This is a genomic window from Maricaulis sp., assembly GCF_030149425.1.
Lineage (GTDB): Bacteria > Pseudomonadota > Alphaproteobacteria > Caulobacterales > Maricaulaceae > Maricaulis.
The window spans coordinates 1-21,376 of record NZ_JASBRQ010000082.1 but is presented as its reverse complement, the minus strand read 5'-3'; the positions used below and the strand labels follow the sequence as shown (position 1 = coordinate 21,376).

The following is a 21,376-nucleotide window of genomic DNA, read 5'->3' as shown; positions in this document are numbered from 1 at the left end:
GTTTCTCGTGGTCCTCAATGTGAAGACCGAACCGGGGATGTCAAACAGATCAGTGCGTTTTCAGCGCTCTCCAGCCGATATCGCGACGGCAGAAACCGTCCGGCCAGTCGATCAGGTCGATCGCGGCATAGGCACGGTCAGCCGCGTAATGCAGGCTTTCGCCGGTCGCGGTGACATTGAGCACGCGCCCGCCACTGGCAGTACGCTGACCCGCCTCATCACGCGCGGTGCCGGCCTCGAAGACGACAACGCCTTGCATCGCATTGGCATCGTCCACGCCACCGATCACGCTGCCCTTCTGATAGCTGCCCGGATAGCCATTCGCCGCCATCACGACGGTCATGGCCGGGTCGGGCGACCAGTTCACCGGCTCTAGCTCTGCCAGTCCGCCGCTGGCGCAGGCTTTCAGATAGGGCAGGATGTCGCCAGCCAGGCGGGTCATGACGACCTGGCATTCCGGATCGCCGAAGCGGATATTGAACTCGACCGTCTTGGGACCGTCCGGTGTCACCATCAGCCCGGCAAACAGCACGCCCCGGAAGGGTGTGCCTTCGGCGGCGAGGCCGCGGGCGACGGGTTCGATGATCGTCTGCATCGCCGCTTCGATCAGCTCCGGTGTGGCGATCGGGGCCGGTGAATAGGCCCCCATACCGCCGGTATTGAGACCGGTATCGCCTTCGCCAACCCGCTTGTGGTCCTGGGCAGCGCCGCAGAACATGACGGTGTCACCATCGCACAGGGCGAAGATGGAGACTTCTTCCCCGCTCATGAATTCCTCGATCACGAGGGTTTGCGAGGCTTCACCGAACTTGCCGGAGAGGAAGGCGTCGATCTCCTCTTCCGCGTCGCTACGGCTCTCGACGATGACGACACCCTTGCCGGCTGCCAGGCCATCGGCCTTGAGCACATAGGGCGGTGTCATGGTGTCGAGAAAGGCTTTCGCCTCAGCCGCATCGCTGAAAGTGCCGTAGCGGGCGGTGGGGACGTTGTGGCGGGCGTAGAAATCCTTGGCGAAGGCCTTCGAGCCTTCCAGCCGGGCCGCTTTCTCCGAGGGCCCGAAGACCGCGATGCCGGCGGCATTGAGGCGATCGGCCAGCCCGTCGCAGAGCGGGTTTTCCGGCCCGACGACAACCAGGTCGATGGCGGCTTGTCTGGCCAGGTCGACGAGGCCGTCCAGATCGGAAACCGGTACGCCATGGCAGGTGGCCAGCGTCGCGATGGCGGGGCTGCCGGGGGCAGCGTGAAGCTCGGTCAAGAGCGGGCTCTGGGAGATTTTCCAAGCCAGGGCGTGCTCGCGTCCGCCCGATCCGATGACCAGAACTTTCATGGGTCAGCCTCTTCTCTGCATTTCGCCCTGACTAACTCAAAGCGCGCCGCTTGCCGAGTCCGTCGCGCCGTTGCGGTGGCGTGCATTCCACCTTACCAAGATCGGGATGAACACGCCCGCCGGAAACATCCACGAATTTACCGTCTCCGAGCTCGCCGGATCGCTCAAGCGCACTGTCGAAGACGCCTTCGGCCATGTCCGCGTGCGCGGTGAGCTGGGCCGGGTGGTCGTGGCCAAGTCCGGCCATGTCTATTTCGACATCAAGGATGAGCGCTCCGTCATCGCCTCCATTGCCTGGAAGGGCACGGCAGCCCGTTTCCGCTTCCGCCCGGAAGAAGGGCTGGAGGTGATTATCGAAGGCCGGATGTCGACCTATCCGGGACGCTCGCAATACCAGCTGATTGTCGAGACGATGGAGCCGGCCGGCGCCGGCGCGCTGATGGCGCTACTGGAAGAGCGCAAGAAAAAGCTCGCATCGGAAGGCCTGTTTGCGCCGGAGCGCAAAAAGCGGCTGCCCTTCCTGCCCCAGACGATCGGCGTTGTGACCTCGCCGACCGGTGCGGTGATCCGCGATATCTTGCACCGTCTGCGCGATCGCTTCCCCAGGCAAGTGCTGCTTTGGCCGGTCCTGGTGCAGGGTGATGGCGCTGCCGAGCAAATCGCTGCCGCCATTCGCGGCTTCAATGCCATGGCTCCAGATGGCGATGTGCCGCGCCCAGACGTGCTGATCGTGGCCCGTGGCGGGGGTTCCATCGAGGATCTTTGGGGCTTCAACGAGGAAGTCGTGGTCCGCGCCGTGGCCGATAGCGACATTCCGCTGATCTCCGCCGTCGGCCACGAGACCGACACCACGCTGATCGATTATGCCTCTGACCGGCGGGCACCGACGCCGACAGGCGCGGCGGAAATGGCGGTTCCGGTCCGGGCCGAGCTCAAGGCGCAGCTGGATACGCTGGGTGGCCGGCTGGTCGCGTCGCTGTCGCGCCTGATCGAACGGCGCCGGACGGATCTGCGGTCAGCGGCCCGGGCCCTGCCGCGTCCCACCGCACTTCTCGAGCTCAAGCGTCAGCGTTTCGACATGGCGGCGGACCGGCTCGACGGGGCGCTGCTCAATCATGCAGCGGAAAAACGCTCGCGCCTGCTGGTCCTAGCGGCCGGTCTGAAACCGGCAGCGCTGGGCCGCGATATCCAGCTTCGGCGCCAGCGGGCGCATGACCGGGGCGAGCGTCTCGAGCCGGCCATGCAGCGCCTGCTGCGCGATCAGCGGCGCGGCCTGGACAGCTGGTCGGCACGGCTCAACTCGCTAAGCCATCAATCCGTGCTCAGCCGCGGCTTCGTGCTGGTTTATGATCAGGACGGCAAGCTGGTGCGCGATGGTCTGCATTTGCAGTCCGGCGCAAAAGTCGATCTGGAATTCGCCGATGCCCGCCGCCGTGCTGTGATTGACGGCGCAGTCTCCGAAGAGCCAGCGCAGGCAATAACGCCCAAACCCGTCAAAAAACCGGCTGCGAAGCCTAAAAAGCCAAAGCCTCGCCCCGAGGGGCAGGGGACTTTGTTCTGACAGCTTCACTCCCGGTTCAACGGTTGGCGTGATAGATAGGAAGCCATGACCCAGTCCTCATTTGATTCCGAGTTCGAAGGCGAAGCCATTCTCGAGTATGGCGATAGCGATTTCATCATTCTCAAGCCCGGCGCCTTCGTGCGGTGCGCGGTGACGGGGGACAATATTCCTCTGGCCGAGCTGCGCTACTGGAATGTCGATGAACAGGAAGCCTATCGCGATAATCTGATCGCGACGCAGCGCTGGCGCGAGCTGAATTCGGGAGAAGGTGCATGATTGCAGCCGTACTCGCCCTGGCTCTGCAGGCCAGTTCTCTGCCCGCCGAGCAAGACCCGATTGGAGATTTGATTGCGGCCGCTGGCGGAGACGATGAGATTGCGGTCACAACGGTCGGTGAGTTTCGAGCATTTTCCGGTCGCTGCAGTGGCGCTTTTCAGGAGGGAGGCTTCCTGCTCTGCAATTATGGCCCAATGACCCGGGTAACGCTCGGAGACGTCACTGCAGACGCTGATCAAGACGGTTGGGCCGCGCTGGCGATTCCCCGTCGGGCGCCAGAAAGTCTTCCGTTTCGAGTGGAGTTTACCGGGGCCCAGGCGCAAGCGGGTGTTCTGGTTGATGAGTTCCGTGAAATCTCCCAGCGTGAGTATCGCCTGCAACGCGTTGATGGCGTGCCGCAATCAACCGTGACGCCGGACCCGTCGACCTTGCCGCGGCGCCAGCGCGAATACGCACAGAAACAGGAGGCCTTCAATTCCACCTGGGACGGGCAGGGCTTCCTGGACGGTTTCATTGCGCCCGCCGACGGCCGGGTCACCGGCGTCTACGGGTCTGCGCGGGTCTATAATAATGGCGATGAGCGTGGCGTCCATTGGGGGCTCGACTGGGCCAATGTCACCGGCACGCCGGTTGTTGCCCCGGCCAGCGGCCTCGTCACTCTGGCCGAGCCTGACATGTATTATGAAGGCGGGCTGATTTTCATCGACCATGGCCAGGGCCTGGTCAGTGCCTTCCTGCATCTCTCCGCCGTGCACGTGGAAGAAGGCCAGTATGTCGAACAGGGCCAGTTGATCGGTGATATCGGCGCTGGCGGCCGTTCGACCGGACCGCATCTGGATTGGCGCGTGAAGCTGCGCAACCAGTTCTATTTCGATCCGCAGGTCCTGCTGGATCTCGATGTGACCGGCCTGCGCGGCGAGTAAACTGGACTTCGGTCCGGTTTTCGCGATCATCGCGCCATGGCTGAGCTTGAGACCACGCCGCGGCCCTTATCGGCCCGGGCCCGCGCCAATCGTGAAAAAATCTTCGCCACCGCGATCGAGCTGATTGCGCGGGAGGGCTATGACACGGTGACCATGGCCGATATCGCCAAGGCCTCCGGTGTCGCTCGCGCCAGTGTCTTCAATCACTTTCCTGCCAAGCTGGCCTTCCTGGCGGAATGGTTCCGCCGTTTCACCCATGAGGTGCTGGCAAAAGCCCGGGAGGAGACGGCCAACAGCATTCATGCCCGTCTCAACAGCATGTTCGAGGCCTTTGGGGCGGGATGTCATGCCCATAAGGAGATTATCGTCCATATCGCCTCGCTCGCCATGGGGCACGGCCCCCTGGCCGCGGTTGAGAGCGAGTTGGATGATGATCTGCGCGGCTTCTACCTCAGTCTGATCGAGGACGGGCAGCGTCAGGGCGAGGTCAAGCCGGATCTCGATGCGGCCTTCCTGGCTGACTATTTTGTGGGTCTGCTCACGGTCACAGCGCATGACTGGGTCAATACTGGTCAGACCAGCGATTTGGCGCATGATCTAAAGCGCCGTTTTGACCTGCTTTTTTCCGGCCTCGAAAAATAAACTGATATTTGTGCATCCAAACTTGGACTGCGGTGCATCTCATGTTCGAAAGTCACTTGGACTTCGGTCCAGAACGTGGCGGAGCGACAGGGGATCAAAGGAGTTCACATGTCGACCTGGATGCAATCAACAGCGCTGGCCCTGGCGCTCACGCTCACACCGGCCGTGCCGGCGCAGGATGAGGTGGCGGCCTGGAATGCCGATCTCGACGCTTATCTCGATGTCCTGACAACGGCGCATGACAATCCGTATTTTCTGACGCCCCAAGCCGAGTTCGACAGGGCGGTCGCGGCCTACCGGTCCGGCTTGCCGGATATGAGCTATGCCGAGCGGGTGACCGGATTGGCGCGTATCGCCGCGCTCGTCGGTGACGGCCATACCTGGATGCCGATGCATGCCATTCCCTTCCACAACCCGCCCATGGGCCCCGGTTTCCGCTCCTTGCCGGTGCGCCTGGAAGTGTTTGACGAGGGCGTCTTTATCGTTGGCGCTGCGGCTGAGCATGACGAGCTCCTCGGCGCCCGCATCACCCGGTTCGGCGCCACCAGCGCGCAGGATGCACACGCTGCCATCATGTCGATCCTGCCGCTTGATGCGGTCAATTTCGCCGCCGAGCTGGCTCCCGAGTGGCTGATGCAGGTCGAAGTTCTTGAAGCGCTTGACGTCATCGACAATGCCGACACGGTGACCCTCACGCTCGATCTGGACGGGGCGACGCGCCAGGTGTCTCTGGAGCCGCTCGCCGCGGACCAGATCTATAACTGGATCAGCGCAATGGACACCGGTCCCGCCGGTGTCGACTGGGCGCGGCTGGACGCGCCCGTGCCGTTCTGGATGGAACCGATCAATGGCGCCTGGCGCACCGTCGCGCTTGATGATGCGGTCTACCTCCAGATTGCCGAAATCCGCGATGGTTCGGACACCAGCTATGGCGCCATGGCGCGGGCCGCGGTGGCCCAGGCTGAAGCGATGGACAATCCGGCCCTGGTGCTCGATCTGCGGCGCTGTATGGGCGGTGACGGAACGCTGAATGCCGGGCTGATCGAGGCGCTGTCGCAAAGCCCGGTGTTGAACGGTCGCGGACGGATCGCGGTTCTGACCAGCCGGCAGACGCATTCTGCAGCGGTCATGCTGGTCTCCGATCTCGAGCAGACCACCGATGCCCGCTTTTACGGCCAGGCGACGGCTGACCGGCCCAATCACTATGGCGAGACGAATTTCTTCGTCACGCCGAACAGCCATCTGCCGCTGCTCTATGCCAGCGAATACTACCAGACCTCACATGCAGGCGATGACCGGCTCTCCCGCACCCCGGACGTGCCGATTGCCTATCGCTTTGCCGATTATGCCGCCGGTACCGACCCGGTTCTGGCCCAAGCTCTCACCGACCTGACGGAGTAACTCATGACCTTGAAATCCATTCTTGCCGCCAGCGCCGGCGCGCTGGCGCTGGCCCCGTGCGCCCTGGCTGACACGCCGTGGACCTATGACCCGGAAGACGATGCGATTGGCCGCATCTATTATTATGAACGCTCGAACACCGATGGATCGCTCGATGAGCGCATCACCATATTCCGCCGCGATGCGACCCATATCGAGGTCTACAAGGAAAACGGTTTGTGCCGGAATGCGTCCGTTGTGCGCGCCGAGCTCGATCTGGAGACCCTGTCGGCTCCGAAAATCACCGGTGGCCAGCTCCAGCCGAACGCCGAGATCTTTGATTTCGCCTTCCTGCAGCAGAGCGAAGACGGCCAGCAGGTCGACCTGCTGGTGCAGTTGCCGGATATGGAAATCCGCAATGCCTCCGAGATTGAGAACCGGCACTGGGTATTGTTCGATTTCGACTTTGCCAGCATGACGGTGGCCACCCCGCATCTGGATAATCCGCAAGCCGGGTTCGGTATCGGCCTGGCACTGCTGTGGGCGGATCCCAGCGCCGAGGACCCGTTTTTCTGGATGGGCGATTTGCAGGCCGAGCATGTCGGTGAGGGTGAGCATCTGGGCGTCCAGTCCGCGCAATACCGGCTGACCGGTAGCGCGTTGGATCATGCGCTCTCGACCGGAGATGAAGGCCAGCTCTGGCTGGACGCCCGGGACGGGCACATTGTCGATATCGTCGTCCCCGCTCCCAGCCATCCCGGCTATACCGATTATCGCCTGCGCCTGCTCGATGTCAGTGACGGGGGCGAGCCCGAATGGACCGCACTGCTGACGCGTCATTTCGAGGATTGCCAGTAGACCGGACCCGTCGCGCCGGCGTTCCTGTCCCAATTCCTTCGTCAGCGCGGCTGCCGCCCCGGTCTTTGCAGGCCGGGGCGGTTTGCATTCTGGTCACCACATCACCCGTGTATTGCCGTTTTTTCGTCGCTTGCTGCGCGCAGGGTCTTGCCTGCCGCTCGCGGTCGCGTTCAGATGGGAAAATATTGCAATGCAGCGGGACAGGACGATGGAGTTTCACCGGACAAAGCGGTTGCCGCCCTATGTTTTCGAAGAAATCAATCGCACCAAAGCGAAATTGCGCAAGAATGGTGTCGATATCATCGATTTCGGCATGGGAAATCCCGATCTGCCGACCCCGGCGCATATTCTCGACAAGCTGAAGGAAACGGCCGAGGCCGACCGCACCAATCGCTATTCGGCGTCGCGCGGCATTCCCGGCCTGCGCGCCGCTCATGCGCGCTATTACAAGCGGCGCTTCGGCGTTGATCTTGATCCCGACAGCGAGACCATTGTCACACTGGGCTCCAAGGAGGGCTTCGCCAATCTTGCCCAGGCGATCACAGCGCCCGGTGATGTGGTCCTGGCACCCAGCCCGTCCTATCCGATCCATACATTCGGATTTCTCATCGCCGGCGGAACCATCCGCCATGTCCATGCACCGACACCGGAGGACTATCTCGCCGGCCTTGAGCACGCTGTGCAGCATTCGGTGCCCAAACCGATCGCCATCGTGGTTTGCTACCCGTCTAACCCGACCGCTCAGACGGCGACGCTCGAATATTACGAGAAGGTCGTCCGCTTTGCCGAGCGGCACGATATCCTGATCCTCTCGGATCTGGCCTATTCGGAGATCTATTTCGGCGATACCCCGCCGCCCTCCATGCTGCAGGTCGAGGGGGCGAAGGAGCGGACAATCGAGTTCACCTCGATGTCCAAGACCTATTCCATGGCCGGTTTCCGGGTCGGTTTCGCCGCCGGATCGCAACGTCTCGTCGCCGCGCTGGCGCGGGTCAAATCCTATCTCGATTATGGCGCCTATACGCCGGTCCAGGTGGCCGCCTGCGCCGCGCTGGACGGGCCGCAGGATTGCGTCGATGAGGCGCGGGCGATCTACAAGCTCCGCCGCGATGTTCTGGTCGAAAGCTTTGGCCGGGCCGGGTGGCCGGTTCCAGCACCGGAGGCTTCAATGTTTGCCTGGGCCCCGCTGCCGCCGGGCTGTGAGGAAATGGGGTCACTGGAGTTTTCCAAGGCCCTGATGCAGGAAGCCGGGGTCGCCGTCGCACCGGGTATCGGGTTCGGCGAGCATGGCGAGGGATTTGTCCGTCTCGCCCTGGTCGAGAACGAACAGCGCATCCGCCAGGCGGCGCGCAAGGTGGCGGGTTTTCTCAAAACCCGCCAACCCAAATTGCGTGCGGTCTAGACAGCCAGGCCTTAGAAGTAACGGGTAACCGAACCGCCCGGACCGAAACCGCTGTGACGGGCACGCGTACGGCTGCGGCGGCGGCGCATGCGCGACTGCATGACCTTTCGGGCATCTTCAAGCGGCGGCAGATCGGTCTCGCCGGCCTTGATGTCTTCGCGGTGGGCGCAGAAATCGGCGTACGCGTCGAGTTCCGGCTCCAGACCCGCGCTGACCAGGTCGATCATGATGGCGTCATCGACAAAGCCGATGCCCGGGATGTGATCGGGGATCAGGTCGTGCGGCTCGGCAAAATAGGCGAGGGCATCAAGCACGCGCTTGCGGTCTTCGCCATCAAGCTTCCAGTCGTCATCCTTGATCATCGCGACCAGCGGGTCGAGTTTCTCGATGCGCGATTTGACAAAGGCCGGCGGGTTCGACGCCAGGGCCTGTTTTTTCATCGCGGCGACGCCTTCGAGGATTTCCCCTTCGTCGCCGTGCTTTTCGCAGGCTTCGTCCAGCTTCTCCTTGAAAAAGGCGATATCGGATTCAGTCAGCTCGAATTCGACTTTAAGAGCAGGGGCGGAAGTTTCGGACATTGGGGGCCTCGCTGGTGAAGGGTGGTGGCGACATACAAGCAGATTCTAGTCAGGGCTGCTCGCATATTTGCTGCTAACCGGGCGTTAACGACATCCCCGGTTCGCACTTCGGCCACGATAGCCCTCGCGCTAATATCGGCGCGATGAATGTTGCCTTCAATACGGCCGTTTCCGGCATGCTCTCTGCGCAGTCTCAGCTGTCTGCTGCAGCCCGCAATGTCGTTGAAGCCGCTTCGACCGGTCAGGACGTGATCCAGGCCAGTGTGGCGGTGAAGAAAGCCGAGGTGGCCAGCAAGGCCGCCGCTGTCATGGTCAACACCACCAGCGAGATGACGGATACACTACTCGATATAACCGTCTGATCGTTTCCGGTCCCGGGTGGCCGGTGGGCATCATCCCCGACATGTAGTCTTCATTGGCGTGTAGTCCGCAACCGGGGATGATCGCCCCACCCGGGGGTCGCATTCCGTGGCGAAACGGCCTAACTGACGGGTATGACACAGTCCGTTACCGTCGATATCGTCGCCGACCTGGTTTGCCCCTGGTGCTGGCTGGGCAAGCGCAACTGGGACGCGGCGCTCAAACAGGTCTCCAACATCAAGGTCCAGACTGTCTGGCGGCCCTACCAGCTCGATCCGGCGCTGGCGCGCGAGGGCGCGCCTTATCGCGACTACATGAAAGCGAAATTCTCGGACGAGAAGGCCGAGCAGTGGAAAGCCATGCGCGAATATCTTGAACAGGCGGCTCCCGGCGCCGGTATTGCCTTCAATTTCGACGGTATCAAGCACCGGCCCAATACCCTCAACGCGCACCGCCTGATGCGCTGGGCCGGCGGGCAGTCCAAGACCGACGAGGCCGCCGAGGCGCTGTTCGAGGCTTTCTTCAAGGACAACCGGGATATCGGCGATATCACCGTGCTGACCGAGCTGGCCGGGGAAATCGGACTCGACAGCCAGATCGTCGGGGAATTGCTGGCCAGCGACAAGGATGAGAAGGCGGTTTGGGACGAAGAGATGTTCTACCGCAAGCTCGGGGTCAGCGGCGTTCCGACCTATATCTTCAATGGCCGTTTCGCGGTGTCCGGCGCCCAGGAGCCGGGCGTGCTCGCCGACGCCATCCGCGAAGCCAGCCAAATGCCGCCCGAAGACAATTCAGAGGAAGGGGAGGTCTGATCATGACCGCTTTTGAAACCGCCGGTCTTTATGTCGGCCTGCAGCTCATCCTGACTATAGTTCTGGCCTTCAATGTCACCCTCAATCGCCAGCGTACCGCTGTCAGCCTGGGAATTGGCGAGGACCAGAAGCTGGAACAGGCAACACGGGTCCACGCCAACCAGATTGAACATGGTGTGCCGGGCATGGCCGGGCTGATCGCGCTGGCCCTGGTGGAAACCTCAACCCTTCTCCTGCACGGTCTTGGAATTGCCCTGCTCATCGCGCGTTTGCTGCATGCCCAGGGATTGATGTCGGTCCCGGGACGCAGCTTTGGACGCCTGGTCGGGACGCTCGTCAGCTGGCTCACCCTGCTCGCGATGGGTGTGTTGTTGATTATCGCTGCCCTGTAAGGATTGCCCGCACCCTGCGGCAGGAGCTATAGCCCCATTATGACTGATACTTCCAACGCGCCCGACACGACCCGCCTGCAGGACATCGCCGCCGACCTGGTGCAGCGTGCACTCAAGGCCGGAGCTGATGCGGCAGAGGCCTCCATCGGTGAATCCCGTTCGACGGAGTTATCCGTTCGCGACGGCAAGCTGGAAGAGGTGGAGCGCTCCGAGAGCCTGGATGCCGGTGTGCGGGTCTTTGTCGGCAAGCAGCAGGCCGGCGTCGCCTTTTCCGATCTCTCGGCGGCGGGTTGCGAGCAGAGTATCGAGCGCGCAGTCGCCATGGCGCGCGTCGCTCCGGAAGATCCCTATTCTGCGCTTGCCGAGGCGGAACGCCTGGCCCAGGACCCGCCTGAGCTGGCCCTGTTCGACGCGACCAACTGGTCGCCCGCTGAGCTTGAGAAGAAGGCCGCGCAGATTGAGGAAATCGCCCGGGCCGTCGACGGCGTGACCATGACCGACAGCGCTTTTGCCAGCATGGGGCAGGGCGCGGCGGCTTATGCCACCTCGACCGGCTTCAATCGTGGCTGGCGCAAATCCATGTTCAGCTATGGCGCCAGCGTCATCGCCGAGAAAGACGGCGCCATGGAGCGCGATTACGCGGCATCGAGTGCCCGCCGTCCGGAAGATCTCAAACCCATTGCCGAGATCGGTGCCGAAGCGGGCGAGCGGACTGCCCGCCGCGTCGGCCCGCGCAAAATCGAGAGCGGAAGCCTGCCGGTTGTCTTTGACCGCCGGGTCGCTGGGACATTCCTCAGTGCTTTGTCCGGGGCTATCAGCGGACCTGCGGTGGCGCGTGGCGTGTCCTTCCTGCGCGACAAGCGCGGTGAGGCGGTGTTTGCAGAAAACATCAATATTATCGACGACCCGCACAAGCATTGGGGCCATGGTTCAGCGCCCTTTGACGGTGAGGGTACGGTCAACCGTCGCAGTGCGGTCATCGACAAGGGTCGCCTGACGACCTGGTTCCTCAATTCCGCGTCGGCGCGTCAGCTTGAGCTGGCGCCGACCGGGCATGCGCGTCGCTCCATGGGCGGACCGCCGGGCGCAGGGCCGACCAATCTGCACCTTGAAGCGGGCAACCAGTCCCGCGCGGACATGATTACCGCGATCGCTGACGGTGTGCTGATCATGGAAATGTTCGGCCCCTCGCTGAACTCCAATACCGGTGACTGGTCGGTCGGTGTATCCGGCTACAAGATCGAGCAAGGCGAGATTGCCTACCCGGTCAGCGAGATCACCGTGGCCGGTAATCTCATCGATGTGTTCGGCCGGCTGGTTCCGGCCAGTGACCTGGAATTCCGCGGCGCCCTCAACGCGCCCAGCGTATTCGTCGACGCCATGGCCGTCGGCGGACTTTGATCTCTCCAAGAGGAGCCATCATGGCCAATCCCACAGACAGCAAATTCGAAAAACAGCTTCTGCACCTGGTGATCGGTGGCGAGCTGCAAACCGTCGACCCCGACAATATCGCCTTCAAGGATCTCGAGCATATCGACTTCGTGGGCGCATTCGGCAGCTATGCTGAAGCGCGTGCGGCCTGGAAAGGCGCGGCACAGCGTACGGTGGACAATGCGCATATGCGCTATTTCATCATCCACGCCCACCAGCTTCTCGAGCCGAATACGGACAAGACGTAAGCGCTTTGAGCGAGGCTCCGCGTCAGTCCACTTTCGCGCTGGGGCGCCGTTTATGGCGCGACTGGATCGCGAAACGCCCTGCGCTTCTGGTGCTGGCCCTGTCCTTGTCGGTGGTCACCGCCGGGGCGGCGGCCAGCTATGCCGGCCTGATCGCCTGGACCTTCAACCTGCTGGAAGAGCGCAGCGCGGATTTCTTCCCGCTGGCGCCGATCATCATCATCGCCCTGGCCTCGTTGCGGGCGACCAGCCTGTACGCCCAGACCGTCCAGACCAATAATATCGCGCTGCATGTCATGCAGGACATGCAAAACGCGATGTTCTCCAAGCTCGTACACGCCGATTTCGCCCGCTTGAGCCGCGAGCCGGTCGGGGGTCTGGTCTCGCGCTTTACCAATGACATCACGCTTCTGCGCGAAACCCTGGTGCGCCTGGCCAATAATCTGGTGCGCGATGTTTTCACCGTGATCGGTGCTATCGGCTGGATGCTCTATCTGGACTGGATGCTGACGGCGATGATCCTGCTGGTCTATCCGATCGCCTTCTATCCGGTTTTGCGCATCGGCCAGCGCCTGCGCAAAACCTCGGCCGACGCCCAGTCGCAGATGGGCGCCGTAACCAGCCAGCTGGAGGAAAGCTTCTCCGGCGCCCGCATGGTCAAGACCTACGGGCTGGAGGATTACGAGACCGGGCGGGCCGGCAAGTCCTTTGCCGAGCGTTTGCGCTTTCTCTTCCGCATTACGGAAAACAAGGCCCGGGTCGATCCGATCCTCGAGATTGCCGGCGGTGTTGCCCTGGCCGGGCTGGTCGCCTTTGCCGGCTGGCGTCTGATGAATGGCGAAACCTCGATCGGCAATATTCTCGGCGTGCTCACCGGTATCGGCGTCATGTCGCCGGCGATCCGCGCCATCGGCACGCTCAACGCCGTGGTCCAGGAAGGTTTCGCTGTCCTGGAGCGCGTATTCGCCGTTCTTGATGAAGTTGATACGGTCACGCCGGCCCTCGACGCTCCGGCGCTTGCAACAGCATCTGGCGAGGTTGCGCTCCGCGGCGTCCGCTTCGCGTACCCGGACGGCACTGTCGCGCTTGGGGGCATTGATCTGGTCGCGCGCCCGGGTAAGACCGTGGCGCTGGTCGGCCCGTCGGGCTCAGGCAAGTCGACCGTGCTCAACCTCATCCCGCGGCTCTATGACGTGTCGGAAGGCCGGGTCGAGATCGATGGCCAGGACGTTCGCTCGGTTTCGCTGGCCTCGCTGCGCGGTGCGCTGGCCCTGGTCAGCCAGGATGTCACCCTGTTTGACGACACGGTGCGGTCCAATATCGCCTTCGGCAAGCTCGATGCGAGCGAGGACGACATCATCGCAGCGGCCAGGGCCGCCGATGCCCATGATTTCATCATGGAGCTTCCCGATGGCTATGACAGCGCGGTCGGTCCGCGCGGTGGCAATCTCTCCGGTGGCCAACGCCAGCGCCTGTCCATCGCCCGGGCGATCTTGAAGGACGCACCCATCCTCTTGCTCGATGAGGCCACCAGCGCCCTCGACACGGAATCAGAACGCCGGGTCCAGGCCGCGCTTGAACGGCTGTCGCAAGACCGGACCAGCCTCGTCATCGCGCACCGACTGTCGACGGTTCGTGATGCGAACTGGATTTATGTGATGGAAGACGGGCAGGTCCGCGAGGAGGGCCGTCACGACGATCTTCTGGCGCGCGGCGGGCTATACGCCAAGCTGTGCAAACTGCAGTTCGGCGCCGAGGCTTAGGCCTAGGCCATACCGGCCATATCCTCTTCCTGCATGTCCTTGTCGATCGCCGCTGCAGGCTCGGCATCCGCCGGAAGATCGAGCCAGAACACCGATCCGGCACCCGGCGCGCTTTCAACCCGGATATCGCCGCCCATCAGCTCGGCCAGCTTCTTGGCAATCGCCAGTCCCAGACCGGTGCCGCCATTCTTGCGGGTCAGCTCGCTTTCAGCCTGGCTGAACGGCATGAAAATACGGCCCATCAGATCGCTATCCATGCCGATACCGGTATCGCCGATCTGATAGCTGACGACGTGGCGGCCATCCTCCTGCTGGCTCATCAGACAGCGCATGCGGATCTCGCCGCGATCGGTGAACTTGATGGCGTTGGAGAGTACGTTGGACAGGATCTGGCGAACCCGGGCGGGGTCGCCGGCCGCTTCGCGATCTGCGACGGGATCGACATCGAGGTGGAAGTTGAGGCCTTTTTCGGTGGCTTTGAGCCGGTAGGGCATTTCCAGCGAACGAACCAGCTCGGCCGGATTATACACCGTGTCCTCGACCTCGAAGCGACCCGATTCAATATTGGCCAGATCGAGGATGTCGTTGAGAATATCCAGCAGGGCCTGACCCGAGCTCTGGATCATCTCCACCATTTCACGCTGCGAGCTTTCCAGCTCGGATGCCGACAGCAGGCTCGACATGCCCAGCACGCCATTCATCGGCGTGCGGATTTCATGGCTCATCGTGGCCAGGAACTTCGACTTGGCACGACTGGCCTCGGTGGCCTGCTGGCGCGCTTCGACCAGATCGTGAATATCCGTCATGGCGCCGACAAACCGGCTCGCTTCACCATCCGGCGTGCGCACGGCTTCGCCGCGGATGCGGAACCAGCGGTAATTGCCGCCGACCACTTTGATACGGGCGGTCATGTCGAAGGCGCGGCCGGTCTCCAAATGCCCGTTGAAAGCGGAATTGAAGCGGGCCCGGTCTTCGCGGTGGATCAGGGTCGAGAAGGTTTCCGAACCAGCCGTGAAGTCGCGCGACTGATAGCCGAGCAATTCGCGGCAGCGCGCGGAGAGGTAAATCTGATCGGTTTCCAGGCACCAGTCGATAATCCCGTCCGACGTGCCTTTGATCGCGAGGGCAGCGCGGTCACCGGATTCAATGGTGAGAATATCGGCCGTCAGGCGGCGCTTGTAATGGCTCAGGGCGGCCAGCAGCTCGTCAGCATCTTCCAGCGGTCGCTTGAACTGGGCAACGACAATGCCGATCGATTGCGCGCCCTGGTAAAGCGGCATGGCGATATAGCCGCGAATACCCATTTCCCGCAGGCTGAAATCCTGCGGGAAGTTTTCCGCGACATGGTCTTCATGGATCGCCGGACCAACACGCATCACCTCGCCGCAGGGCGTGCCGGCGAGCGCGTAACAGAAGTTCTCCGAAAGCTGGTTGCCGGTCGCGACCTTGAGGGTGCGGATGTATTTGTGCTGCACGTCGATACGGCCGACGAGGACGCGATCAGCGTGAAAAAGATCGGCGACAGTGCGGACAAAGGCTTCAAGGAAGGTCTGACAACACTCCCGTGAGAGAATGTAGTTCAGTCGGCTCAGCCGTTCGCCAGCCTGTTCATCCCGGATCATCAGATCGCGCATCGCCCCGTCTCCCAACCTCAAGTCCGGCGCGCCCTTCGCGCTGGACATGGTTAACGGGGATTAATGTGCCGCAAAGCTGTGGATAGTTGATTCATATCTGATGATTCAGCCGGTTATAAAGAATCAAATCTGATTATTCGCGGCGAAGGATGCGTTCTGTCAGCAGGTTACCCCACCAGCTGGCCATAAATTCCCGCTGTACAGCCTCTCGGTCGTAGACAGTTTCCACCCACTCCCAAAAGGCGATCGGATTCGATTCGTTATACTGCCGGTAGGTCTCGAAGAAATGGTCGAGAACACCGGTTTTACCTGCCTTAACATGCAGATATTTCAGCGAAAGATGGGTGATCGCTTCGTCAAAGGGCAGGTTGAGATGAACAAGGCGGAAGAAAACTGAGATCAGTCCGGCGCGGTCTGCGCCGGATTTGCAGTGAATCAGCGCCGGGTATTCGATTTCCTCGAAAATCCGCTTGGCCCGCTGCATGCGATCGAGATAGGGCGCCTCGCGTGACCCGAAGGGCATGTCGACCATGACCAGGCCGAGCCGGTCACAGGCTTCCTTCTCCAGATCGTAATAGCAAACGCCCGGCTGGGTGCCGCGAATATTGAGAATGGTCTTGAAACCCTTCTCCTTGAGCGCTTCAAGCTGATCGGGAGAGGGCTGGTTGGAGCGCCACATGCCGCCGCCGACCTCGTGGAAATTCGAGAAACGCTGACGCAATATCCCGTGGTCTTTCCACAAATAGTCGTTCCAGGCGCGCTGGCGGTCCTTGGGGTCGTTGAGATCGTAGGCCATACTCTTCCAATCATTACTGCGCGGCATTTAGGCCGCCGGGCGCGTGCTGGCAACCGCGAGCCGCGCTTGACCTTTTCGCGATTGGGGGCGAGCAAAGGTTATTATGTCGAAAAAACTTATGTCCCGGCCATGGGTTCAGGAAATTCTCGCCTTTCTCGGCGTCCTCTATATTGAGGCGGTGCGCTACTCTATTCGCTGGGAAGTGCGCAACAACGAATATATCGAGAATGTGCTGGACAATGATACGCCAATCCTTGGCGTCGTCTGGCATGGACGCATCCTGATGGCGCTGCAAGGCTGGTATCGCAAACGCGATCGCATGGTCGCGCTGGCCTCGCGTTCGCGCGAAGGCGATCTCGGATCGCGCCTGGCGCGCTGGTATAATGTCGTGCTGGTGCGCGGCTCCTCGCACAACAAGTCGAAGCCGGAAAAATTCAAGGGCGGCAGTGTCGCCTATCGTGAAATGATGCGCCTGATCGGTGACGGGATGAGCGGCGTGATCACGCCGGACGGCCCGCGCGGCCCCCGCATGCGGGCCGGTTATGGCGCTGTCCGCATGGCGCGCGATACCGGTGTGCCGATCGTGCCCTTTACGTGGTCAACGCGTCGCAAAACCGTGCTGACCAAGTCCTGGGACCGTCACTGCCTGCCGCACTTCTTCACCAAGGGGGTGATCATCTGGGGTGACCCGATCCATGTCGCCCCGGATGCCAGCCAGGAAGAGCTTGATGCCGCGCGTCAACTGCTCGAAGAGCGCATGATCGCCATTACCCGCGAAGCCGATGAGGCAGTCGGGGCCGAGGTGATTGAGCCGGACGAGGAAAAGCGGCCGCGCACCGGGACGGAGGGTGCCCCGGCATGAGCCTGCCGCCGTCATTGACGGCCTACCGCCTGGCCATGCAGCTCGCTGCGCCCCTGGCTCCGTCGGTGCTGAAACGGCGCGCCAAGGCGGGCAAGGAAGACCTGTCCCGCCTCAATGAGCGGCTGGGGCGGCCCAAGGCGCACCGGCCGGACGGTGTGCTGGTCTGGCTGCACGGGGCCAGTGTTGGCGAAAGCCTGGTTCTGGCCACCCTGGTGGAGGAATTGGGCGGTATCCGTCCCGATCTCAACTTCCTGGTCACCACCGGAACGTGCACCTCAGCGGATTTGATGCAGCGACGCTTGCCGTCCAATGCCCGGCATCAATACGTCCCGGTCGATACCGCTGCGGCGGCGACCGGGTTTCTCGATCACTGGAAACCCGATCTGGCCGTTTTCGCGGAAAGCGAGCTCTGGCCTAATCTCATCGTCGAAACCGCCCGGCGGGGTGTCCCGATGGCGCTGGTCAATGCGCGCATGAATGCCCGCTCGCTGCGCAATTGGCGCCGGCGGCCGGACACGGCGCGCTGGCTGCTGGCCTGTTTTGACTGGATCGGTGCCGCCGACCAGCGCACCCGCGACGGGCTGGAGGATCTGACCGGCAGCGCGGTCACCCTGGCCGGCAATCTCAAACTGGAAGCCATTCCAGCCCCGCCTGATCCGCACGAGTTGTCGCGGATCAAGGTCGCCCTGGCCGGGCGTGAGGTCTGGCTCGCTGCATCGACCCATGATGGCGAGGACGGCATCGCCCTGTCGGCCAATGCGATGCTCAAGTCCGAACACCCCAACACGCTTTTGATCCTGGCGCCGCGGCATCCGGAACGGGCCGGTGAGATCGAACGCCTGCTGCAGCGCCACAAGCATAAATGGGCGCGGCGGTCCAAGCATGAAGTGCCGACCAGCGAGGATGATGTCTGGCTCGCGGATACGCTGGGTGAAATGGCGCTTTGGTTCGCCGTTGCCCCCGCCGCGCTGATTGCCGGATCGCTGAAGCCGGATATTGGCGGGCATAATCCGATCGAGGCGACCCAGGCGGGGTGCGCCGTCCTGTCCGGCCGCCATGTGGCCAGCTTCCAGGACGTCTATGACGCCTATAGCGCGCATGAGGCCGTACGCTGGGTCGAGGATGCGGTCGATACCTCCGAGGCTGTGGCGGATATCTGGGCTCATCGCGGTCCCAAGCTGGAGCAGGCGCGCGCCGCGTTGAGCGCGGCTGCCGGGGGGGCCTTGGCGACGACGGTGACGGCCCTGATCGCGCTGCTTGAGCCAGAGGAGGCGGAATAGTGAAAGCGCCGGCATTCTGGACCGTGAGTGAAGGCCGCGAAGCTGCGCCGCTGGTGCGGGCGCTGCTGTCGCCCCTGGCGGCGATCTATGCCTGGGCCGGGGCCCGGCGCCTGCGGACAGCACCGTCCCGACAGCTCCCTGTCCCGGTGATCTGTGTCGGCAATCTCACCCTGGGTGGGACGGGCAAGACTCCGGTCGCGCAATATTTGCTGCAGCGCCTGAAGACACTCGGGGCGGCGCCCTTCGCCCTGTCGCGCGGCTATGGCGGCAGCGAAAAAGGCCCGCTGCGCGTGGATCCGGCGCATCATGGCGCCGCCGAGGTCGGCGATGAGCCACTGTTATTAGCCCAGGCCGCTGCAGCCATTATCAGCCGCGACCGTCCGGCCGGGGGCGAGCTGGCGGTCAGCGAGGGGGCGTCGGTCATTGTGATGGACGACGGACATCAGAACCCGAGCCTGGCGAAAACGCTTTCCATCCTCGTCGTCGATGGCCAGACCGGTTGGGGCAATGGCCGGGTATTTCCCGCCGGGCCCTTGCGTGAACCGGTCGCGGCCGGCCTGTCGCGCGCTGACGCGGTGATTGTGATGATGCCCGATGGCGAGCGTGCACCGGACTATCGCGGTCTGGGCCTGGATGAGCTGGAAATCCCGGTCCTGCATGCCTGGCTCAAAGCGTCCGCGCCGCCGCCGGACGGGCCGCTGATCGCCTTTGCCGGTATTGGCCGGCCGGAGAAATTCTATGATGCCTTGTCGGCCGCGGGCGGCAACATCATCGATACCTGCAGTTTCGGCGACCATCATGCGTTCGGCGAAGGCGAGCTGAAATACATGTTCGCGCTGGCCGCCCGGCATGGCGCCGAGCTGGTGACCACGGAAAAGGACTGGGTGCGTCTGCCGCGCCATGCCCGCGAGCGTATCGCCTGCTGGCCGGTCGAGGCGGCCTTCGCCCAGCCTGCCGTCCTCGACGGGCTGTTGCAGCGCGTCGTGGACGCAAGCGACGAGAATGCTAAACCTTTGGCATGACTGACGCGGCTGTTCCAACTCCCTTCATGACCCGGCTAGGCTGGCGCCTCGAGGCGCTGGGCTGGGATGCCTATGAGGCCTGGTACCGGGCCAAGGGGATCGACAAGGCGTCTGACGCCGCTGGCGCGATGCTGCGCCGGATCGGGCCGATGACGCCGACGCACAATATCGCCCGCATCAATATGCAGCGCTGTTTCCCCGAGGCCGAACCGGTCGAGATCGAGCGGCTTCTGGGCCAGTCCTGGGAAGGGTTCGGGCGGCTGATCGGTGAAATGCCCAATATGGGCGCATTTGCCGATGACGGGTTTTTCAATGAACGCGTCGAATTCGTCGGCCGGGAGCGGCTCGAAGCAGCCCGCGATGCCGGCACGCCGGTCGTGATCCTCGGCATGCATCATTCCAACTGGGAACTGTGCGGCACGGCGATCATGAAGACGGGGCTGAATTGCCACATCACCTACAGGGCCGCCAATAATCCCTATATCGATGCGCGCATCCTTGATGCCCGGGCCCGCTACGACATCAAGCTGATGACGGCCAAGGGGGGCGATGGCGCCAAAAGCCTGATGGCGGCCCTCAAGGCCGGAGAGTCCATCGCTCTGATGAACGACCAGAAGATGAATGACGGCATTGAAGTGCCCTTCTTCGGTCATGGAGCGATGACAGCGCCGGGACCGACACGCCTCGCCATGCGCCATGGTGCGCCCCTGATGATGATTACCGTGCAGCGCCTCGGTGGTGTGCGCTTCCGGGTGACCGTGCACGAGCCGATCGAGATTTCGGCCAATCCGGACAAGAAGCAGGCGGTGTTTGAGACCGTCTCGCGCATCAACCAGCTGGCGGAAAAAGTGATCCGCGACGCGCCCGAACAATGGTTCTGGGTCCATCGCCGTTGGGCCAAGTCGGTCTACAAGGCGGGCTAGGCGACCCGCACCGGCAGTGCCGGGCTCGTCTTTACGGTGAAAAATCCGCTCATATGCACCCTGTGATAGCATGGGGGTCTCAAAGGAGACCGTCATGCCTATACCCTATGCCATCCGTCCCGGGGATACTCTGAGCCGCCTAGCTCGTCTGCATACAATTTCGCTCGGCCAGTTGCTGGCGCTCAATCCGCAAATCGAGGACCCCGATCTGATCCGGGTCGGTGAAATGATCCTGGTGCCCGATGGCGGTCCTGCTCCGGCTCCCGTGCTGGCCGAGGAAAATGACCCCAGCCAGGACCCGCTCTGGCTCAAGATCGCGCGGCGCGAAATGGGCGTGGCGGAGACGCCGGGCCCGGAGCACACTTTGCGGGTGCTGGAATATCTCGCCGTGTGCTCGAAAACCGATCCGGCGCTTCGCAGCAGAGATGAAACGCCCTGGTGTTCCGCCTTTGTCTGCTGGGTGATGGAACAGGCCGGCCATGAAAGCCCGCGCACCGCCTGGGCCCGGACCTGGTTTGACCGGGACTGGGGCGAGGAGGAGCCGATGGGCGATCCGCGTCGCGGTTCCATTACCGTGTTCCGCCGCGGCATGGGGGGGCATGTCGGCTTTCTGATCGAGGATCTCGGTGACCGCGTCGCCGTACTCGGCGGCAACCAGGCCAATAAGGTCAAGATTTCCAACTACCCCAAGCTGGGCGATCACTACGAACTCCTGGGTTATCGCTGGCCGGTTTGATGCGTCGTTCCGGAGCTTACCCGGGCCCCCGCGAGGCTACCCTCAACATCCGGCCTCTCCCCGGGGAGAGGTGGCCCGGCGCCGAAGCGCCGGGTCGGAGCGGGGGGAAACATGTCCTGCGAGGATTATGTTTCCACCCTCATCCGCCCGCCATCCCCCGATTTATTCGGGAG

22 protein-coding genes are annotated in these 21,376 nt (G+C 62.8%); 18 read left to right on the top strand and 4 right to left on the bottom strand.

Annotated features, from left to right (window positions below; all coding sequences use genetic code 11):
• Nucleotides 1–49: 49 nt before the first annotated feature.
• Nucleotides 50–1,327 (bottom strand): phosphoribosylamine--glycine ligase, encoded by a 1,278-nt coding sequence (purD, locus tag Q1V57_RS14525; protein WP_300532290.1) that lies wholly within the window; start codon nucleotides 1,325–1,327, stop codon nucleotides 50–52.
• Nucleotides 1,328–1,433: 106 nt separating this feature from the next.
• On the opposite strand from purD, the gene xseA reads away from it, so the two are divergent.
• From xseA to Q1V57_RS14490, 7 genes are all read left to right on the top strand, one after another.
• Complete coding sequence (xseA, locus tag Q1V57_RS14520) at nucleotides 1,434–2,888, top strand: exodeoxyribonuclease VII large subunit (RefSeq protein ID WP_300532288.1); 1,455 nt, start codon at nucleotides 1,434–1,436, stop codon at nucleotides 2,886–2,888.
• Between the two features lie 45 nt (nucleotides 2,889–2,933).
• Nucleotides 2,934–3,164 carry a DUF2093 domain-containing protein gene (locus Q1V57_RS14515; RefSeq protein ID WP_300532286.1) on the top strand — a complete coding sequence of 77 codons (231 nt, stop codon included), beginning with the start codon at nucleotides 2,934–2,936 and terminating at the stop codon, nucleotides 3,162–3,164.
• Nucleotides 3,161–4,087 (top strand): M23 family metallopeptidase, encoded by a 927-nt coding sequence (locus Q1V57_RS14510; protein ID WP_300532285.1) that lies wholly within the window; start codon nucleotides 3,161–3,163, stop codon nucleotides 4,085–4,087. Before Q1V57_RS14515 ends, Q1V57_RS14510 begins: the two co-directional genes overlap by 4 nt.
• 36 nt (nucleotides 4,088–4,123) lie before the next feature.
• A complete protein-coding gene (locus Q1V57_RS14505) occupies nucleotides 4,124–4,729 on the top strand; it encodes a TetR/AcrR family transcriptional regulator (protein ID WP_300532282.1) in 606 nt (201 codons plus the stop codon).
• A gap of 108 nt (nucleotides 4,730–4,837) precedes the next feature.
• Nucleotides 4,838–6,130, top strand: coding sequence for a hypothetical protein (locus Q1V57_RS14500; RefSeq protein ID WP_300532281.1), 1,293 nt, complete (start codon nucleotides 4,838–4,840; stop codon nucleotides 6,128–6,130).
• A 3-nt stretch (nucleotides 6,131–6,133) separates the two neighbouring features.
• A complete protein-coding gene (locus Q1V57_RS14495) occupies nucleotides 6,134–6,967 on the top strand; it encodes a hypothetical protein (protein WP_300532280.1) in 834 nt (277 codons plus the stop codon).
• Between the two features lie 208 nt (nucleotides 6,968–7,175).
• Nucleotides 7,176–8,369 (top strand): LL-diaminopimelate aminotransferase, encoded by a 1,194-nt coding sequence (locus Q1V57_RS14490; RefSeq protein ID WP_300532278.1) that lies wholly within the window; start codon nucleotides 7,176–7,178, stop codon nucleotides 8,367–8,369.
• A gap of 11 nt (nucleotides 8,370–8,380) precedes the next feature.
• Here the strand turns inward: Q1V57_RS14490 and Q1V57_RS14485 are convergent, their stop codons facing one another.
• Nucleotides 8,381–8,947, bottom strand: a complete 567-nt coding sequence (locus Q1V57_RS14485; protein WP_300532276.1) for a YkvA family protein — start codon at nucleotides 8,945–8,947, stop codon at nucleotides 8,381–8,383.
• Between the two features lie 143 nt (nucleotides 8,948–9,090).
• On the opposite strand from Q1V57_RS14485, the gene Q1V57_RS14480 reads away from it, so the two are divergent.
• From Q1V57_RS14480 to Q1V57_RS14455, 6 genes are all read left to right on the top strand, one after another.
• A complete protein-coding gene (locus tag Q1V57_RS14480) occupies nucleotides 9,091–9,309 on the top strand; it encodes a hypothetical protein (protein WP_300532275.1) in 219 nt (72 codons plus the stop codon).
• A 132-nt stretch (nucleotides 9,310–9,441) separates the two neighbouring features.
• Nucleotides 9,442–10,119: a DsbA family oxidoreductase gene (locus tag Q1V57_RS14475; RefSeq protein ID WP_300532273.1), complete on the top strand. Its 678-nt coding sequence runs from the start codon at nucleotides 9,442–9,444 to the stop codon at nucleotides 10,117–10,119.
• Nucleotides 10,120–10,121: 2 nt separating this feature from the next.
• The gene (locus tag Q1V57_RS14470) at nucleotides 10,122–10,511 is read left to right on the top strand and encodes an MAPEG family protein (protein WP_300532271.1); all 390 of its coding nucleotides are present in this window, start codon (nucleotides 10,122–10,124) and stop codon (nucleotides 10,509–10,511) included.
• A gap of 39 nt (nucleotides 10,512–10,550) precedes the next feature.
• Nucleotides 10,551–11,912, top strand: a complete 1,362-nt coding sequence (locus Q1V57_RS14465; RefSeq protein ID WP_300532269.1) for a TldD/PmbA family protein — start codon at nucleotides 10,551–10,553, stop codon at nucleotides 11,910–11,912.
• A 20-nt stretch (nucleotides 11,913–11,932) separates the two neighbouring features.
• Nucleotides 11,933–12,190, top strand: a complete 258-nt coding sequence (locus Q1V57_RS14460; protein ID WP_300532267.1) for a DUF4170 domain-containing protein — start codon at nucleotides 11,933–11,935, stop codon at nucleotides 12,188–12,190.
• A 5-nt stretch (nucleotides 12,191–12,195) separates the two neighbouring features.
• Nucleotides 12,196–13,950 carry an ABC transporter ATP-binding protein gene (locus tag Q1V57_RS14455; RefSeq protein ID WP_300532265.1) on the top strand — a complete coding sequence of 585 codons (1,755 nt, stop codon included), beginning with the start codon at nucleotides 12,196–12,198 and terminating at the stop codon, nucleotides 13,948–13,950.
• A gap of 2 nt (nucleotides 13,951–13,952) precedes the next feature.
• Here Q1V57_RS14455 and Q1V57_RS14450 read toward each other — a convergent pair whose 3' ends face one another.
• Together Q1V57_RS14450 and Q1V57_RS14445 are read right to left on the bottom strand one after the other, a co-directional pair.
• Nucleotides 13,953–15,584, bottom strand: a complete 1,632-nt coding sequence (locus tag Q1V57_RS14450) for an ATP-binding protein (RefSeq protein WP_300532263.1) — start codon at nucleotides 15,582–15,584, stop codon at nucleotides 13,953–13,955.
• Between the two features lie 133 nt (nucleotides 15,585–15,717).
• Nucleotides 15,718–16,380 carry a sulfur transferase domain-containing protein gene (locus tag Q1V57_RS14445; protein ID WP_300532261.1) on the bottom strand — a complete coding sequence of 221 codons (663 nt, stop codon included), beginning with the start codon at nucleotides 16,378–16,380 and terminating at the stop codon, nucleotides 15,718–15,720.
• A 103-nt stretch (nucleotides 16,381–16,483) separates the two neighbouring features.
• Between Q1V57_RS14445 and Q1V57_RS14440 the strand changes: the two genes are divergently transcribed.
• The 5 genes from Q1V57_RS14440 (at nucleotide 16,484) to Q1V57_RS14420 (ending at nucleotide 21,203) form a co-directional block, all read left to right on the top strand.
• On the top strand, nucleotides 16,484–17,242 hold the full coding sequence (locus Q1V57_RS14440) for a lysophospholipid acyltransferase family protein (protein ID WP_300532259.1): 759 nt from the start codon (nucleotides 16,484–16,486) through the stop codon (nucleotides 17,240–17,242).
• On the top strand, nucleotides 17,239–18,522 hold the full coding sequence (locus Q1V57_RS14435) for a 3-deoxy-D-manno-octulosonic acid transferase (RefSeq protein ID WP_300532257.1): 1,284 nt from the start codon (nucleotides 17,239–17,241) through the stop codon (nucleotides 18,520–18,522). The genes Q1V57_RS14440 and Q1V57_RS14435 overlap by 4 nt, the downstream gene beginning before the upstream one ends.
• Nucleotides 18,522–19,544, top strand: coding sequence for a tetraacyldisaccharide 4'-kinase (gene lpxK, locus Q1V57_RS14430; RefSeq protein ID WP_300532255.1), 1,023 nt, complete (start codon nucleotides 18,522–18,524; stop codon nucleotides 19,542–19,544). Before Q1V57_RS14435 ends, lpxK begins: the two co-directional genes overlap by 1 nt.
• Complete coding sequence (locus tag Q1V57_RS14425; protein ID WP_300532253.1) at nucleotides 19,541–20,467, top strand: lysophospholipid acyltransferase family protein; 927 nt, start codon at nucleotides 19,541–19,543, stop codon at nucleotides 20,465–20,467. The genes lpxK and Q1V57_RS14425 overlap by 4 nt, the downstream gene beginning before the upstream one ends.
• 94 nt (nucleotides 20,468–20,561) lie before the next feature.
• Nucleotides 20,562–21,203 carry a LysM peptidoglycan-binding domain-containing protein gene (locus Q1V57_RS14420; protein ID WP_300532252.1) on the top strand — a complete coding sequence of 214 codons (642 nt, stop codon included), beginning with the start codon at nucleotides 20,562–20,564 and terminating at the stop codon, nucleotides 21,201–21,203.
• Nucleotides 21,204–21,376 lie beyond the last annotated feature (173 nt).